Genomic DNA, 17,362 nt, shown 5'->3' with positions numbered 1-17,362 from the left:
CCGGTGGTGCGCGCGTAGCCGCGTGGCGCACCACCGAGTTTCGCTAGGCCTGCCGGAACCGCTGGTCGATCAGCTCCATCAGTTCGTCGGCCGAGGCATTTGCCATCTCTGTGCTGTCCGCGACGGGCTTGGAGGGTCCGCTCGCCCGTCCCGCCAGTTCCCGCAACCGGTGCTCGACCAGCTCGTGGACGGTGCCGGGCGCAAGCGCCGTCAGGGCTTGTGCCAGCTGGTCCAGACAGTGCAGGGCGACGTCGCTGGGTGAGGGTGCGGGGGGAGCGGCCCGGTCCAGCACGTACTCGGCCAGTGCTCGCACCGTCGGATAGTCGAAGACCAGGGTCGCGGGCAGTCGCAGCCCCGTCGCCCCGCCGAGCCGGTTGCGCAGCTCCACCGCCGTGAGGGAGTCGAAGCCCAGGTCCTTAAAGGCGCGGTCAGCGGAGATCTCCGCCGGTGAAGCGTGCCCCAGGACCGCGGCGATGTGGCCGCGCACCAGCTCGATCACGATCGCCTGCTGCTCCTGGCGGTCGCGGCCCGCCAGCCGCTCGGCGACCGACTCGCCGCCCTCACCTGCCCGGCGCGGCGCACCGCGCACCAAAGCGCGCAGCACCGGCGGCAGCGCGCCGGCCCCGGCCTGCGCGCGCAGATGCCGCATGTCGAGTTCGGTGAGGACCGCGGCGGCCAGACCGGCCCCGAGGGCGGCGTCGAAGCAGGCGAGCGCGTCGGCGGTGGACAGCGGGACCAGGCCCCGGCGGGCGGCCACGCGCTGCCCGCTCCCGGCCAGCCCGCGGGTCAGCGCGCTGCTCTGCTCCCACGGGCCCCAGGCCATGGATGTGCCGGGCAGCCCGTGGGCACGCCGGTGCGTGGCGAGCGCGTCGAGGAAGGCGTTGGCCGCGGCGTAGTTGGCCTGGCCGGGCGCGCCCAGGACACCCGCGGCGGAGGAGAACAGCACGAACGCCGTGAGGTCCGCGTCCTTGGTGAGTTCATGCAGGTTCCAGGCCGCGTCCGCTTTGGGCCGCAGGACGGTCCCCAGCCGCTGGGGGGTCAGATTGGGCACCGTCGCATCGTCCAGCGTCCCGGCCGCGTGGATGACCGCCGTGAGCGGATGCGCGGCGGGGATCGTGGCGAGGACCCGGGCGAGTTCCGCACGGTCACCGGTGTCGCAGGCCTCGATGGAGACCGACGCGCCGAGCCTGGCCAACTCGGCCGCCAGCTCCGGCGCGCCCTCGGCCGCGATCCCGCTCCGGCTGACCAGCAGCAGATGCGTGACCTGGTGGGAGGCGGCCAGGTGACGGGCGATCAGGCCGCCCAGTGTGCCGGTGCCGCCGGTGACCAGCACCGTGCCCTCCCGGTGGAACGGCGCCGGCGACTGAGCCGCCGGCCGCCGTGTCAGGCGAGGCACATGGACCTTCCCGGCCCGCACGGCGGCCTGCGGTTCGCCCAGCGCGAGTGCCGCGGCGACCAGGTCCTCGGTGATGGGGCCGTCGGTGTCCAAGAGCTGGAACCGGAAGGGATGCTCCGACTGAACGGCCCGGACCAGACCCCAGACGGCCGCGGCCGCGAGATCGGGCACGTCCTCCCGGTCGGCGACCGCGACGGCGCCCTGGGACACCAGGGTGAGGACCGACGAGGCGAACATCTCGTCGGCGAGCCACTCCTGGACCCGCTCCAGGGCGTGAGAAGTCTCCTCGTGCGCCCCCGCGGAGGGGACGCTCGCGGCCGCGCCGGTGCAGGCCATCACGATGACCTGCGGTACCGGGACTCCGCCGGCGATGGCCGCGCGCAGCGCCTCCATGGTGGGGTACCGCTCATACCGCGCGCCGCTGACCTCGGCGTCGCCGACAAAGGCCAGCGCCGGGGCGGCGGCTGTGGCCGGTTCGGCCTCGATCCACTCCGGGGCCAGCACCGGCACGCGGTTGCGGCCGGCGCCCAGACGCGCCGGGTCGACCGGCCGGAGCCGGAGCGACTCGATGCGCGCGAGGGGCCGGCCCGCGCCGTCGGCCAGGTCCACCGCCAGCGTGTCCTCGCCCGCGCTGAGGCGGGCCCGCAGCGTCCGGCCTGCCATCGCCCCCAGGGTGATCCTGGTCCACGAGAACGGCAGCAGCACCGCCGTGGCGCCCAGCTCCTTTGGCGGCCGGGCCATCAGGGCGTGCAAGGCGGCGTCCAGCAGAGCCGGGTGGACGCCGAATCCCTCGGTGTCGACCTCCTCGGGCAGCGTCACCTCGGCATAGATGTCGCCGCCGTCGACCCACGCGGCCCGCAGCCCCTGGAACACCGGCCCGTACACCTGGCCGTTGGCGGTGAACCGGTCGTAGACGAGGTCCACGTCGGCTGGCTCGGCTCCGGCGGGCGGCCAGGCCATCAGATCGTCCAGGGGCTCTGCCGGGCCGGTGGCCAGTGCGCCGGTGGCGTTCAGCGTCCAGTCGGTGTCCTCATCACCGTCCGGACGGGAGTGCACCGTTACCGAACGGGCTCCTTCCGCCTCGGGCGCTTCCACGACGACCTGGATCTGGAGCCCGCCGCTTCCCGGCAGCACCAAGGGGGCGAGCAGGGTGAGTTCTTCCACCCCGTCACAGCCGACCTGCCGCGCCGCGTGCAGCGCCAGCTCCACGAACGCGGTCCCCGGTACGAGAGCGACATCGTTGACCTGGTGGTCCGCGAGCCAGGGGTGGGTTCGCAGGGAGATACGGCCGCTGAAGACATGCCGGTCGCTGCCGGCCACCGACAGCCTGGCCGTCACCAGGGGATGCCCGGTCTCGCCCAGCCCGGCCGCCCGCACATCGCCCGTCGCGGCCGACGTCCTGAGCCAGTACTCCTCACGCCGGAACGCGTAGGTCGGCAGGTCCACCCAGCCGGTCCCCGGGGTGAGCACCCGCGCCCAGTCCACCGTCGCCCCCTGTGTGTGGGCCTCGGCGAAGGCGGCCAGCAGCGCGCGGGCATCGCCCTGGTCGCGTCGCAGGGTGCCCAGTGCCGCCGCCTGGATGCCGGCTCCCTCGAGGGTCTGGCGCACGCCCACGGTCAGGACCGGGTGCGGGGCGGCCTCGATGAACAGGCGGTGGCCTGCCGTAAGCAGTGCCTGAGTGGTCTTGCCGAACTGGACGGTCTCGCGCAGGTTGCGGTACCAGTACTCGGCGTTCAGCTCAGTGGTGTCCATGACGTCACCGGTGACCGAGGAGCAGAACGGCACGGTGCCCTTGCGGGGGCGGATGGGGGAGAGGGCCTCCAGGAGTTCCTCGCGCAGCGCCTCGATGTGCGGGGTGTGCGAGGCGTAGTCGACCGGGATGATCCGGGCGCGGATGCCGTCGGCCTCGCAAGCGGCCACGAACGCGCCCACGGCGTCGGTATCCCCCGCCACGACCAGGCTGTCCGGCCCGTTGACCGCGGCGAGGTGCACGCCGGCGGCCCTGGCCCCGGCGAGGCGGCCGGCGACCTGGGCCTCGGACAGCGGCACCGAGGCCATCGCGCCCGTCCCGGCCAGCTTGGTGATGATCTTACTGCGCAGTGCTACCACGAGCGCGGCGTCATCGAGCGAAAGGGCCCCCGCCGCGTACGCGGCGGCGATCTCCCCCTGGGAGTGGCCGGCGACGGCGTCCGGGACCAGGCCCGCCGCCTTCCAGACCTCGGCCAGCGAGGTCATGACGGCGAACAGCGCGGGCTGGACGACGTCCACCCGCTCAAGGGACGGAGCGCCGGGGACGCCGTGCAGCACCTCCAGCAGTGACCAGCCGGTGTGCTGGTCGAGGGCCTTGGCGCAGGCGTGCAGGTGTTCGGCGAAGACCGGCGACTGTTCCAGCAGGCTCAGCGCCATGCCCGCCCACTGCGAACCCTGCCCGGGGAAGACCAGGACGGTCCTGCCCGGGGTGGGAGCGGCCACCCCCCGCGTCACCGCGGGGTGCGGCTCGCCCCGGGCGATAGCGGTCAGCCCGGCGCGCAGAGTGTCCAGGTCGTGGCCGATGACGACGGCGCGGTGGTCGAACGCCGTACGCGTCGTGGCGAGCGCCCAGGCCACGTCGCCGGGGTCGTCGTCCACCCCGACGTGCTCCGCGAGCCGTGCGGCCTGAGCCCGCAGCGCGGCCTCGGACCGGCCCGAAAGGAGCCAGGGCACCAGGGGCCCGCCATCACTCGAGGGCCGGTGAGCGGTGAGAGCTGCCGGTGTGCCGGGGGCCGGAGCGGGCACCGGGGCCGGTTCGGCCGTGGGCGGCTGCTCCAGGATGATGTGGGCGTTGGTGCCGCTGATGCCGAACGCCGAGACGCCGACGCGCCGTTGGCGACCGGTGGTGGGCCACGGCACCGTCTCGGTCAGCACCGCGACGCCGCCGCCCTCCCACTCCACGTGCGGGGTCGGGCGCTGGGCGTGCAGAATCCGGGGCAGCCGCCCGTGCCGCATGGCCTGCACCATCTTGATCAGGCTCGCCACCCCCGATGCCTGCTGGGTGTGGCCGATGTTGGACTTGACCGAGCCGATCCACAGCGGGCGGTCCGCGGGGCGGTCCTGGCCGTAGGCGGCGATGAGGGCCTGTGCCTCGATGGGGTCGCCGAGGGTGGTGCCGGTGCCGTGCGCTTCGACGGCGTCGATGTCCTGCGGTGTGAGCCCGGCGTTGGCCAGCGCTTGCTGGATGACGCGCTGCTGGGAGGGCCCGTTGGGCGCGGTCAGGCCGTTGCTGGTGCCATCGGAGTTGATGGCGCTGCCCCGGACCACGGCGAGGACCTGGTGGCCGTTGCGCCGCGCGTCCGACAACCGCTCCACCAAAAGCAGCCCGACGCCTTCGGAGAAGACCGTGCCGTCGGCGGCGGCGTCGAACGGCTTGCACCGGCCGTCGGGGGCCAGCCCGCGCTGGCGGCTGAACCCGACGAAGACGCTCGGGGTCGGCATCACCGTGACGCCGCCGGCCAGGGCGAGGTCGCAGTCGCCGCTTCGCAGCGCCTGCGCCGCCAGGTGCAGGGACACCAGCGAGGACGAGCAGGCGGTGTCCACGGTGACCGCCGGCCCCTCCAGACCGAGGGTGTAGGCGATGCGGCCGGACGCGACGCTGCTCGCCGCTCCCGTCAGCAAATATCCCTCCACCGCGTCCGAGGTGCGCGAGGGCCCGCCGGGATAGCCGTAGGCGGTCATGCCGACGAACACGCCGGTGCGGCTGTTGCGCAGCGACTCGGGCGTAAGCCCGGCCCGTTCGAGGGCTTCCCAGGCGGTTTCGAGCAGCACGCGCTGCTGCGGGTCGGTGCCCAGCGCCTCCCGGGGGCTCATGCCGAAGAACTCGGCGTCGAAGTGCCCGGCCTCGTCGAGGAACCCGCCTCGGTCCACATAGGAGGTCCCGGGGTGGCCGGGGTCCGGGTCGAAGAGGCTCTCCAGGTCCCAGCCGCGGTCGTCGGGGAACGCGGACACGGTCTCGCGGCCGAGGTCGGCGACGTCCCAGAGGTCCTCGGGGGTACGCACGCCCCCCGGGAAGCGGCAGGCCATCGAGACGATCACGATCGGGTCCTCGCCGGTCGTCGCGCGGACGGGGGCGGCCTGGACCTTGCCGCTCACCTGTTCTCGCAGGTATTCGGCGAGCGAGACCGCGTTGGGGTGATCGAAGATCAAGGTCGCGGGCAGACGCGTCCCCATCGCGGCACTGAGCCGGTTACGCAGCTCGACGGCGGTGAGCGAGTCAAAGCCGATCTCCTGGAACGGCCGCCGGGGGTCGATCGTTTCCGGCGCGGGATGGCCGAGCACCACGCCGATGTCGCTCCGGATGACCTCCAGCAGGAAACTCCGCTGCTCGGCCTGTGAGCGCCCGGCCAGCTCCCGCTGGAGCGAGTGCTGGCGGCCCGGCCGGCCGCCCGCCTGCCGGCGGGACACACGCAGGAAGCCGCGGAGAACGGCCGGAGCCGGGCGCACCTCGGCCGCCGCCCGGATCGCCGCGAGGTTGAGACCGGCGGGGACCAGGTCGGGCCGCCCGCCGGCGAGGCCGATGTCGAACAGGGCGAGCGCCTGGGCGTCGGACATGGTGGTCAGCACGTCGTGCGCGACGGCGTGAGGCTTCTCCTCGAACAGCTCGGCGGTGATCCCGCTGGCCTGCTCCCACAGCCCCCAGGCGAGCGAGACCGCCGGGAGACCGAGCGTGTGCCGGTGCGTGGCCAGCGCGTCCAGGAACGCGTTGCCGGCCGCGTAGTTGGCCTGCCCCGGATTGCCGAGAGTGCCCGCCAGCGAAGAGAACAGCACGAACGCGCTGAGGTCGAGGTCCTTGGTCATCTCGTGGAGGTTCCACGCCGCGTCGGCCTTCGGCCGCAGGACAGGGCCCAGCTGACTGGCCTCCAGCGCGGTGACGGACGCGTCGTCGGTGACGCCCGCCGAATGCACGACGGCGGTCAGGGGATGCTCCGGCGGGATCGCCTCGAGCAGGCGGCGCAGATCGTCCCGGTCGGACACGTCGCAGGCACGCACGACGGCCTCGGCGCCGAGCTGGGCCAGCTCGGCCTGGAGAGCGGCGGCACCATCCGCGTCGGGTCCGCGCCGGCTCACCAGCAGCAGATGCCGCACCCCGTGCTCGGCGGCGAGGTGCCGGGCGACGGCAGCGCCCAGGGTGCCGGTTCCGCCGGTCACCAGGACGCTGCCGCCGGCGGCGAGCGGACGCGCGACCGTGAAGACGAGCTTGCCGGTGTGGCGGGCCTGGCTCATGAGCCGGAACGCCTGCGGCGCCTGGCGCGCGTCGAAAGCCGCCACCGGCAGGGGACGCAGCACCCCTTCCTCGAACAGCCCGCTCAGGTCCGCCAGCATGCGCGCGACATGGTCGGGCCCCGCCTCGACCGTCTCGAAGGCCTGGTAGACGACACCGGGGTGCCGCTGCGCCACCTCGGCCGGGTCGCGCACGTCGGTCTTGCCCATCTCCAAAAAGTGCCCGCCCCCACACAGGAGCCGCAGCGACGCGTCCACGAACTCATCGGCCAGGGAGTCCAGGACGACGTCCACGCCCTCGCCGCCGGTGGACGCGAGGAACTTCTCCAGGAACGTGAGGGTCCGCGAGTCCGCGATATGCGCATCCTCGAAACCCATCGCACGGAGCGTGTCCCACTTGGGGGCGCTGGCGGTGGCGTAGACCTCCGCGCCCCAGTGCCGGGCCAGCTGGACGGCGGCCATGCCGACACCGCCGGTCGCGGCATGCACGAGCAGCCGCTGCCCGGACCGCAGCCCGGCCAGGTCGTGCAGGGCGTAATAGGCGGTGAGGAACGCTACCGGCGCCGATGCGGCCTCGGCGAACGTCCATCCCCGCGGCACCCGGGTCAGCGCCCGCCGGTCGGCGACCGCGACCGGCCCGACGGCTCCTTCGGGGAACAGCCCCATGACCGCGTCACCTGGCCTGAGGCCGGTGACCTGCGAACCGGTCTCGGTGACGACGCCGGCGGCCTCGCTGCCGATGAACGCCTCCCCCGGATACAGGCCGAGCGTGAGGAGCACGTCGCGGAAGTTGACTCCCGCCGCCCGGACCGCGACCCGCACTTCCCCGCTCCCCAGCGGCCGGTCGGCGGCGCTGGGTTCCAGGACGAGGTTCTCGACCGTACCGGGCTCGGTCGTGGCCAGCCGCCACAGCGCCCCGTCCTGGGGCACTGAGAGCAGGCCGTCGGTGCCGGCGTGGACGAGCCGTGCGGTGTGCGCCTCGCCGTCCCGCAGAGCCAGCTGCGGCTCGCCCGACGCGAGTGCCTCCCTCAGCCGCCGGGCGGAGCTTTCACGGCCATCGAGGTCAACGAGATGGAAGCGGTCCGGGTGCTCCAGCTGCGCCACGCGCAAGAACCCCCACACCGGCGAGGCGGCCAGGCCCAAGATGTGTTCACCGGCGCGGACGGCGACCGCCCGTTCGGTCACCACGACCAGGCGGCTGCTCTCGAACCGCTCGTCGGCCAGCCACTGCTGAACGAGCCCGTGCGCCCAGCGCGTCGCCGCATGGGCACCCTCGGCCGGGTCTCCTTCATGAGAGGGGACGAACGCCAGCACGAGCGCCGGAAGAGCCGCCCCGGCATCGGCCTGGGCGCGCAGCGCATCCAGATCCTCCACGGCGCGAAGATCGCCGCCGATCCCGTCACGCAGGGAGGAGGAGAGCCCCCCGAGCACGGCCCACTCACCCCGCCCCCGGGACCCGTCGCCCGGGGCCGCCAGCTGCCAAAAGACGCGGTAGAGCGAATCGCGCCGTACCGCGGCGGCCTCCAAGGTCTGCTGGGCGCTGAGCGGCCGGACGGTGAGGGCCTCGACGGTCGCCACCGGCTCTCCGGCGGCGTCCATGAGTGACAGGCTGACGGTATCGGGCCCGGCCAGGCGCAGCCGGACCCGCACGGCGGTGGCCCCGACGGCGTGCACGGCCACGCCGCGCCAGGCGAACGGCAGCCTGGTCTGGCCGTCGAGGTCGTCGCCCGCCAGCGCGGTGACGTGCAGCGCGGCGTCCAACAGCGCCGGGTGCAGTGCGAAGCCGGCGGTGTCGACACCGCCGGGGAGCTCGACCTCGGCGTACAGGTCCTCGCCCTGGCGCCAGGCGGCGCGCAGCCCCAGGAACGCGGAACGGTACGTCAGCCCGATGTCCGCCATGCGCGCATACGCCTCGGCCGCCTTCAGCGGTGTCGCCCCCGCGGGCGGCCAGGTCTCCACGGGCTCGTCCGCCGGTATCGGCTCAGGGCTCACGATGCCGGTCGCGTGGGTCGTCCACGGCATCTCCTCGGATACCGGCTCCTCGCCCTGCGCCCGGGAGTGGATACCGATGGGCCGCTCGCCTCCCGGGCCCGCCGCACCGACGATCACCTGGATCTGCACCGCTCCCCGGTCCGGCAGGGGCAGCGGTGCCTGCAGTGTCAGCTCCGCCACCTGCACGCAGCCCACGCGGTGGGCGGCGTGGAGGGCGAGTTCGGAGAACGCGGTGGCCGGGACGATCACCGTGCCGTGCACGACGTGGCCCGCGAGCCAGCCGTGCGTCTTCAGTGAGAGCCGTCCGGAGAACAAGTGGCCCACACCGTCGGCCAGCATCGTCTCGGCGGCCAGCAGCGGGTGGTCGGCCGAGCCCAGGCCCGCCGAGCGCACGTCCCCGGCCGCCTCGGCGACATCGGGCCAGTACCGTTCCCCGGCGAACGCGTAGGTCGGCAGGTCCAGCCGGGCCGCCGCCGCCCCGGCAACGATCCGCGCCCAGTGGGGCGCCGCACCGTTGACGTGGGCCTCAGCCAGGGAAGTGAGCAGCCGCACCCGGTCCCCGTGGTCGCGGCGCAGCGTGCCGTGCGCGTGGGCCCAGACCCCCGCGTCCTCAATGGTCTCCTGGACCGGGACGGTGAGCACCGGATGCGGGCTGACCTCGATGAAGAGGGTATGGCCGTCGGCGAGCAGCGCCCGGGTGGTCTCCTCGAACCTGACCTGGCTGCGCAGATTGGTGTACCAGTACGCGGCATCGAGCGCCTCGGCGTCCATCGGCGCGGCGGTGACGGTGGAGTAGAACGGGATGTCGGCCGGTCGCGGAACGATTCCCGCCAAGTCCGAGGCGAGCCGTTCCCGCACGGCCTCGACATGGGGCGTGTGCGAGGCGTAGTCCACCGGGATCATCCGGGCCGGCACCCCGCCGTGCTGGCAGGAGTCAACGAACTTGCGCAGTTCCCCGGGCGCTCCCGCGACCACGGTGGAGCCCGGCGCGTTCACCGCGGCGACGCTCAGATTCCCCCGGCCCGGTAGCTCCAGGAGCGCCGCGACCTCAGATGCGGGCAGCGGCACGGAGGCCATGCCGCCGGTTCCAGCCAGGTCGAGCAGGGCCCTGCTGCGCAGGGCCACGATCCGCGCGGCGTCCTGGAGCGTCAGCGCACCGGCGATATGGGCGGCCGCGATCTCCCCCTGGGAGTGGCCGACCACCGCGTCCAGCCGGACGCCCGCCGCCTGCCACACCCGGGCCAGGGAGCCCATGACCGCGAACAGCGCGGGTTGCACGACATCCACCCGCTCCAGCGAGGGGGCACCCGGCCTGCCGTGCAGAACATCGATCAGCGACCAGCCGGTGTAGGGCGCGAGCGCTTCGGCGTAGGCGTGCACGTGCTCGCGGAAGACCTCGGAGGCCTCCAGCAGGTCAACGGCCATCCGCTCCCACTGGGAACCCTGCCCGGGGAACACGAAGACCGTCCGGGCGGCGGTGCCCCGGCCCCTGACGACATTGTGTGCCGCCTCGCCGTCCGCCAGGGCCCGCAGCCCTTCCAGGAACTCCTCCCGCGTGCCGGCGACGACGGCCGCGCGGTGCTCATGGTGATCGCGTTCATGGGCCAGCGCGTGCCCGATGTCCAGCGCCCCGGCGGCCGGGTGGTCCACCGCGAAGTCCAGGAGCCGTTGCGCCTGGCCGCGCAGGGCCGCCTCGGTTCTGGCCGAGACCAGCCACGGCAGTGTCCCCGCCGAGACGACCGGCGGCTGCGCATCCGCCGGCGGTGCGGGCGAAGCCTTCGGCAGCGGCGGGGCGGCTTCCAGGATGACGTGCCCGTTGGTGCCGCCCACTCCGAACGACGACACGGCCGCGCGAGGCGGACGGCCATTCTCAGGCCACGCACGCGCGCACGTGAGCAGCTCGACGTTCCCCATGCCCCAGTTCACCTGGGGCGTGGGGGCATCCACATGCAGCGTCCGGGGGAGCAGCCCGTTGCGCAGCGCCAGCACCATCTTGATGACACCGGCCACGCCAGCCGCGCCCTGCGGGTGGTTGATGTTGGACTTCACCGAGCCGAGCCACAGCGGCCGGTCGGCGGGCCGGTTCTGCCCGTAGGTGGCCAACAGCGCGTGCGCCTCGATCGGGTCGCCCAGCGCGGTGCCGGTGCCGTGCGCCTCGACCGCGTCGACATCGCTGTAGGTCAGGCGGGCGTCGGCCAGCGCCTGCTCGATGACACGCCGCTGGGAGGTGCCGTTGGGCGCGGTCAGACCGTTGCTGGCGCCGTCGGAGTTGACCGCAGACCCCCGCAGGACGGCGAGGATCTGGTCACCGTCGCGCTGCGCGTCCGACAGCCGCCGAAGCAGCAGCAGACCTACGCCCTCGCCCCAGCCGATGCCGTCGGCGGCGGCCGCGAAGGGCTTGCTCCGCCCGTCGGGGGCCAGCCCCCGCTGCCTGCTGAACTCGGTGAACCAGGCGGTGGTGGCCATGATGGTCACGCCGCCCGTCAGCGCCCGCTCGCACTCGCCGGCGCGTAGCGCCTTGATCGCCAGGTGGAGGGCCACCATCGACGAGGAGCAGGCGGTGTCCACGGTGAGCGCCGGGCCCTCAAGACCGTAGGAGTAGGCGATGCGGCCGGACATGATGCTGGCCTGCGTGCCCGTCAGGATGTAGCCCTCGACCTTCTCCTTGCTGGGCAGCAGGCTCATGTTGTACGTCTGGCCGACACTGCCGATGAACACCCCGGTGCGGGTTCCGCGCAGCGAGGACGGCGGAATCCCCGCCCGCTCGAACGTCTCCCACGCGACTTCAAGGATCTGCCGCTGCTGCGGGTCCATCGCCAGCGCCTCGCGCGGGCTGATCCCGAAGAATTCCGCATCGAACCGTGAGGCATCGGAGATGAACGAGCCCTCGCGGGCGTAGGACTTGCCCGGAGCATCAGGGTCCGGGTCGTACATGTCCTCGACGTCCCAACCGCGGTCGGAGGGAAGGCCCGTGACGGCATCCTTCTCGGCCACCAGCAGGTCCCACAGCTCCTCGGGAGAGGAGATGCCGCCGGGGAACCGGCAGCCCATGGCCACCACCGCGATCGGCTCGCGCTCCCGGTCCTCGGCCTCCCTAAGACGCCGCCGGGTCTGGCGGAGATTGGCCGTCGTCCGCTTCAGGTAGTCACGCAGCCGCTCCTCGTTCGCCGCCGGACCAAGCTCAACCGAGTCGGGGTTCATCGGGCTGCCTCCCTGTAATCCCTCAGCATGTGATGCCGCAATACGAATTCCGTCCGCGAGTGCCGGTGACACAGGGCACAGCCCAAAATGTTCGCACTCGCTGCTTACAGCGGACTTGGCCCGTTCTAAAAGCCGTCAGCCCAAAAGCGGCGCCCGCACACCACCGAATAGGAGGCCCGGAGAATTTAAGGCTCGTTTTACTGAGGGCCGGCAGAATATGCCGGGCCGAGATGTGGTCTCCGCACGGGCCGAGCCCGCACCCAGGGGAGCAGCGGTTTCAGGGAAGGGCGAGTCATGAGTGGCATCCTCAGTCAGCCGGGACCGCGGACCGGAAACCTCTGCGACGGGGCTCGTCTCCTGCGGTCGGGCCTGGCCACCGGTGGGGTGGCGACGACGAACGAGCAATTCGCCGCGTGGCTCGCCCGGTGCGAGGAGAGGGCCCAAACGCGGGTCGAGCGGGTCCCGTTCGCCCAGCTGAAGGGCTGGCACCTCACCGAGGGCAACGGCACCCTGGCGCACGACAGCGGCAAGTTCTTCAGCGTCGAGGGCATGGACATCACCCGGGGCGGGCCACGGCCCCTGTCCTGGCAACAGCCGCTCATCAACCAGCCCGAGGTCGGCATTCTCGGCCTGGTGGCCAAGGAGTTCGGCGGCGTCCTGCACTTCCTGATGCAGGCCAAGGTCGAACCGGGCAACCGCCGGCAGCTCCAGCTCTCCCCGACCGTGCAGGCCACCAAGAGCAACTACAGCAAGGTGCACGGCGGGGCGTCCACGCCATACCTGGAACACTTCCTGCGCTCCAGCCGCGGCCGGGTGATCACCGACGTGCTGCAGTCCGAGCAGGGCACCTGGTTCCTGGGCAAACGCAACCGCAACATGGTCATCGAGACCACCGGCGAGGTGCCCGCCCGCGACAACTTCTGCTGGCTGACCTTCGGCCAGATCCGGCGGCTGATGGCCGAGCCCAATCTGATCAACATGGACTCCCGGACGGTCCTGGCCTGCCTGCCGATAGCGGCCTCCGACTGGCCGGAGGACCTGGTGGACGACGCTCCCGACCCGGCGTTCGCGGCCGACCTGCGCCGCTCGCTCCAAGCGGGCGAGGCAGACGGCCGCCACACCCGCGTCGAAATCTTCAGCTGGCTCAATGACGTGCGGACCGAGACCGACGTGCGCCTCGATCGCGTCCCGCTGTCCGCGTTGCGCGACTGGCAGGTCTCCGAGGACGACATCGCGCACCGGGAGGGCAAGCACTTCAAGGTCATCGGCGTCTCGGTGGAAAGCGGCCAGCGCGAGGTCACCGCCTGGTCCCAGCCCCTGCTGGCCCCCTGCGACACCGGTATCGTCGCCTTCCTGACCGCGCGCATCGACGGAGTGCTGCACATCCTCATGCAGGCCTCCGTCGAGCCGGGATTCCTGGACGTCGTCGAACTCGGCCCCACCGTCCAGTGCAGCCCCGTCAACTACGCCGACGAACCGCCCGAACGGCGCCCCCGCTTCCTGGACTACGTGCTCAAAGCGACCGACAACGTCCGCTACGACGTGGAGCTGTCGGAGGAGGGCGGCCGGTTCTACCACGCGCAATGCCGCTACATGGTCGTCGAATGCGACGACCCCGGAGCCCTCGAACCCCACCCGGACTTCCGCTGGATGACGCTGCGTCAGATCCTGGCGATGCGGCTGCACACCAACTACCTCAACGTCCAGACACGGAGCCTGCTGACCTGCCTCAGTTCCCTCTGGTAGGCGCGGAAGAGGCCCCAAACCAACACGGGATCGCCGGCCGGAGCTGAAGCGACACGGAAGAAGAGGAAACGGATGACGGTGTCCGCCACCCAGAGGGCACACTGGTTCAGGAGGTTCGTGCCGGAGTCCGAAGAGGCGCCGATACGGCTGGTGTGCCTTCCCCACGCGGGCGGCTCAGCCTCCTACTTCCTCCCCCTCGCCCAGGCGCTCGGCGCCCGCCTGGACGTGCTGGCAACGCAGTATCCGGGCCGCCAGGACCGGCGCAGGGAACCGTGCATCGAGGAAATGGGCGCCCTGGCCGACGCGGCCTTCGACAACCTGCGCCCCTACCTCGACCGGCCGGTGGCCCTGTTCGGGCACAGCATGGGGGCGACGCTCGGGTTCGAGCTGATGCGCCGGATCGAGGCCGTTCCCGAAGCGAAGGCCATCCGGCTGTTCGCCTCGGGGCGACGGGCGCCCGCACGGCCCGCAGGCCAGCTCGCGCACCTCCTCGACGACGACCGTCTCCTCGCGGAGCTGGCGAAACTCGAGGGCACCGACGCCCGCGCCCTCGGCGACGAGGAACTCATGCGGCTGGCGCTGCCCGCGATCCGTGCCGACTACAAGGCCGCGGAGACCTACCGGCTGACCGGGGACGTACGGCTGGACGCCCCCATCACGGCCCTCACCGGAGCAAACGATCCCAAGGTGACGCTCGAGGACGCCCGCGCGTGGGAACAGCACACGAGGGCCGGGTTCGAGCTGCGCGTCTACCCAGGCGGACACTTCTTCCTGGCCAGCCACCGGGAGGCGATCGTGCGCCTGGTCACCGAGCGCCTGAATGCCCAAGCACGGATTTAGCCCCCTTCCCCATACTGAGTGCCACTCAAACCAAACGCAGCATGGGGGAATGCGTGTCTACACGAAGAGCAGTGTTGAAGGGCGGAGTGGCCGCGCTGGCCGCGGCCGGCCTCGGTGCCGTGGGGACCGAAGGCAGCGCCCTGGCGGTGAACACCGAATGGGAGCGACTGCACAAGAGGCTGACAGGCCGCCTGGTACTGCCCTCAGACAGCGGCTATGACCTGGCCAAGCAGCTGCACCGGGCGACGTTCGACGCGGTCCACCCGGCCGCGGTGGCCTATTGCGAGACCGTCAGCGACGTCCGGACGTGTCTGGCCTTCGCCCAGCACAACGGCACTCCCGCGGTCGCGCGCAGCGGAGGGCACAGCTACGGCGGGTACTCCACCACCAAGGGCCTGGTCATCGACGTGTCCAAGCTGAACGGGATCAAGGTGGGCGAGCGGACCACGGTCGTGGGCCCCGGCGCCCAGCTCACCGACCTCGTCGACGCCGCCGGTTCACACGGCATCGGGCTCGCCTCCGGGATCTGCCCGACCGTGGCGATGGGCGGCTACCTGCAGGGGGGCGGCATCGGATGGCAGACCCGGGCGCTCGGCCTCGGCTGCGACTCGCTGGAATCCGTGCAGGCCGTGCTCGCCGACGGCCAGGTGGTCAACTGTTCCGAGAAGGAGAACCCGGATCTGTTCTGGGCCCTGCGCGGCGGCGGGGGCGGCAACTTCGGCATCGTCACCCGCTACGAACGACGCAACAGCCTCACCCCCCGGATGGTCAACTACACGCTGGCCTGGGCCTGGGACCACGTCAAGGACGTGGTGGAGGGCTGGCAGCGCTGGCTGCCCAGCGCACCCCGGCAGCTGGGCGGCCGGTGCCTGCTCGGGCTCTTCAACGCGAGCCCCGAGGGCACGCCGCTCCTGATGACCGACGGCACCTTCCTCGGCTCGCCCGAGGACCTCAAACCGCACCTGGACGCCCTGATCTCGACGATCGGCCACGCTCCGGCCGGCCGCGACGTGCAGGACCTCGGGTTCCGCGACGGCATGATGTCCTGGTTCAAGTGCTCGGACAAGACCGTCGCCCAGTGCCACCGGGTAGGGCAGAACCCCGACGCCACCCTGCCCAGGGCCGGCTTCCAGATCGATCGCTCACGCCTGTTCAAAGAGGACATCCCGTCCGTTGGGGTGGACGAGATCCTCAGTGCCTTCGACGCCGACCGCCGGGCCGGCCACATCCGGTTCGTCCACCTGTTCGCCCTCGGCGGAGCCTCCTCCGAGGTGCCACGGACCGCGACCGCGTACGTCCACCGGGACGCCCGGTTCTCGGTGGACTGGGCGACGGTACTTCCCGCGGTGATGGACAACGAGCAGGAACGGACGGCGGCCCGCGCCTGGATCAACCGTGCCTTCTCCATCACCGACCGGTACTCGACCCATGAGACCTACCAGAACTACATCGACCCCGACCTGGAGGACTGGCGGCAGGCGTACTACGCGGAGAACTACCCGCGGCTGGTCACAGCGAAGCACACCTACGACCCGCACGGCTTCTTCACCTTCGCGCAGGGCATCGGCTGACGCAGGGCGCGCGGCCAAGGCCGGCCCGCGCGCCCTGGAAGCACCGGGGGAGGAGGGGTGCCGGACACGCTCGGGCACCCCTCCTCCCCCCTGCTCCTCATCCCTGGGTCCGGGCCAGCTCCTCAAGGGAGCGGACGATGGTGGCCGCAGGAGGCATCTGGGCGATCTCCTCGCGTACCTTCTCGGCCGCCACCCGGCAGGTCTGCTCGGTGAGCACCCCGGTGACCGCCGCGGCGACCTCACCGGCACCCGTCACGGCCGCGTCGAGCGTGACACTGGCGCCGCTGGCCGCGAAGTTGGCGGCGTTGAACGGATTGTCGGCCGTCTGCGGCATCATGACCTGGGGAAGGCCATGGCAGGCCGCGGTCAGCAGCGAACTGGTGCCGCCCTGGTGGACGATGGCGTCGCAGGTCGGCATGAACAGGTGCAGCGGGATGTTCTCGGCCACACGGACGTTGGAGGGCAGCGCGCCGAGCTTCCTGCGGTCATCCGCGCTGATCGCGAGCACGGCCTCGACATCGAGACCGGCGAGCCCCTCGACGACCCGGGGCAGCATGAACGCCTCGTCACCGGCGAGCGCGGCGGTGGAGGTGCCCCAGGTGACACACACCCGGGGACGGCCGGGGCGCTCCAGCACCCAGTCCGGGGCGGCGGCCGCGCCGTTGTACGGGATGAACCTCATGGGCAGCCGCCCGCTCAGGCCGGGGAACTGGAGGCTGCTGGGCCAGGGGTCGACGGTGCGGACCGGATAGTCGTTGCGGACCTCCACCCCGTAGTGGTCGTACAGCTCGGGCAGCCCCGTGGGCCACTCGGCGCGGACATCGCCGCCAGCGGCCTGGCCCTGAAGCGGCTGACTGACCATGCGCATCACGTCGGGGCCCCAGGTCTGCCGGACCAGCGGCACCCCCCGCAGCGCCGAGACCAACGGGACCGCGAACACCATCGAGTCGGTGACCAGCAAGTCCGGCCGCCAGCGCTCGGTGAACCGCAGCAGATCCGGCGCCATCCGGGCGGCGGCCTCCACCAGCGGGGCCATGGCCGCGTCCCGCAGATCGGCGTGCTCGTCAGCGGGGGGCCTGCCGGCTTCGACGGGGTCCGCCAGGCCGCTGTCGGCCCACTGGCCGGCCGGCGCCTCGATCACGCGACGGCCACCGCGTGACCGCAGCACGCCGTCCATGATCTCGTAGCCGTGACCGACCTCGACGGCCGGCAGCCCGACGTCGATGATCGCCTGGCTCAGTTCGGGCTGCGCGGCCACCCGCACATCGTGCCCGGCCGCCCGGAAGGCCCAGGCCAGCGGCACCATGTGGAAGAGGGGGGTGGTCGTGGCGGCGACGGGAGTGAACAGGATACGCAACGGTTT

Annotated in this window: 5 protein-coding genes; 3 read left to right on the top strand and 2 right to left on the bottom strand. The window is 72.2% G+C overall.

Annotation, left to right across the window (positions count from 1 at the left end):
* Positions 1-43: 43 nt before the first annotated feature.
* Complete coding sequence (locus ACZ6CL_RS37605) at positions 44-11,842, bottom strand: SDR family NAD(P)-dependent oxidoreductase (RefSeq protein ID WP_468944692.1); 11,799 nt, start codon at positions 11,840-11,842, stop codon at positions 44-46.
* Between the two features lie 294 nt (positions 11,843-12,136).
* On the opposite strand from ACZ6CL_RS37605, the gene ACZ6CL_RS37600 reads away from it, so the two are divergent.
* The 3 genes from ACZ6CL_RS37600 (at position 12,137) to ACZ6CL_RS37590 (ending at position 15,999) form a co-directional block, all read left to right on the top strand.
* The gene (locus ACZ6CL_RS37600) at positions 12,137-13,588 is read left to right on the top strand and encodes an NDP-hexose 2,3-dehydratase family protein (RefSeq protein WP_468944690.1); all 1,452 of its coding nucleotides are present in this window, start codon (positions 12,137-12,139) and stop codon (positions 13,586-13,588) included.
* A gap of 117 nt (positions 13,589-13,705) precedes the next feature.
* A complete protein-coding gene (locus ACZ6CL_RS37595) occupies positions 13,706-14,428 on the top strand; it encodes a thioesterase II family protein (RefSeq protein ID WP_468944689.1) in 723 nt (240 codons plus the stop codon).
* A gap of 71 nt (positions 14,429-14,499) precedes the next feature.
* Positions 14,500-15,999: an FAD-binding oxidoreductase gene (locus ACZ6CL_RS37590; protein WP_468944687.1), complete on the top strand. Its 1,500-nt coding sequence runs from the start codon at positions 14,500-14,502 to the stop codon at positions 15,997-15,999.
* Positions 16,000-16,096: 97 nt separating this feature from the next.
* Here the strand turns inward: ACZ6CL_RS37590 and ACZ6CL_RS37585 are convergent, their stop codons facing one another.
* Positions 16,097-17,356, bottom strand: coding sequence for a nucleotide disphospho-sugar-binding domain-containing protein (locus ACZ6CL_RS37585; RefSeq protein ID WP_468944686.1), 1,260 nt, complete (start codon positions 17,354-17,356; stop codon positions 16,097-16,099).
* Positions 17,357-17,362 lie beyond the last annotated feature (6 nt).

It is taken from the genome of Streptomyces sp. NPDC041200, assembly GCF_055591805.1.
Note: the sequence above shows the minus strand (reverse complement) of the source record. Positions and strands in the feature narration are given on the sequence as shown.

Excerpts from the sequence above, each read along its gene's own strand:
- ACZ6CL_RS37605 (WP_468944692.1), bottom strand. The coding sequence starts at position 11,842 with ATGAACCCCGACTCGGTTGAGCTTGGTCCGGCGGCGAACGAGGAGCGG.
- ACZ6CL_RS37600 (WP_468944690.1), top strand. The coding sequence starts at position 12,137 with ATGAGTGGCATCCTCAGTCAGCCGGGACCGCGGACCGGAAACCTCTGC.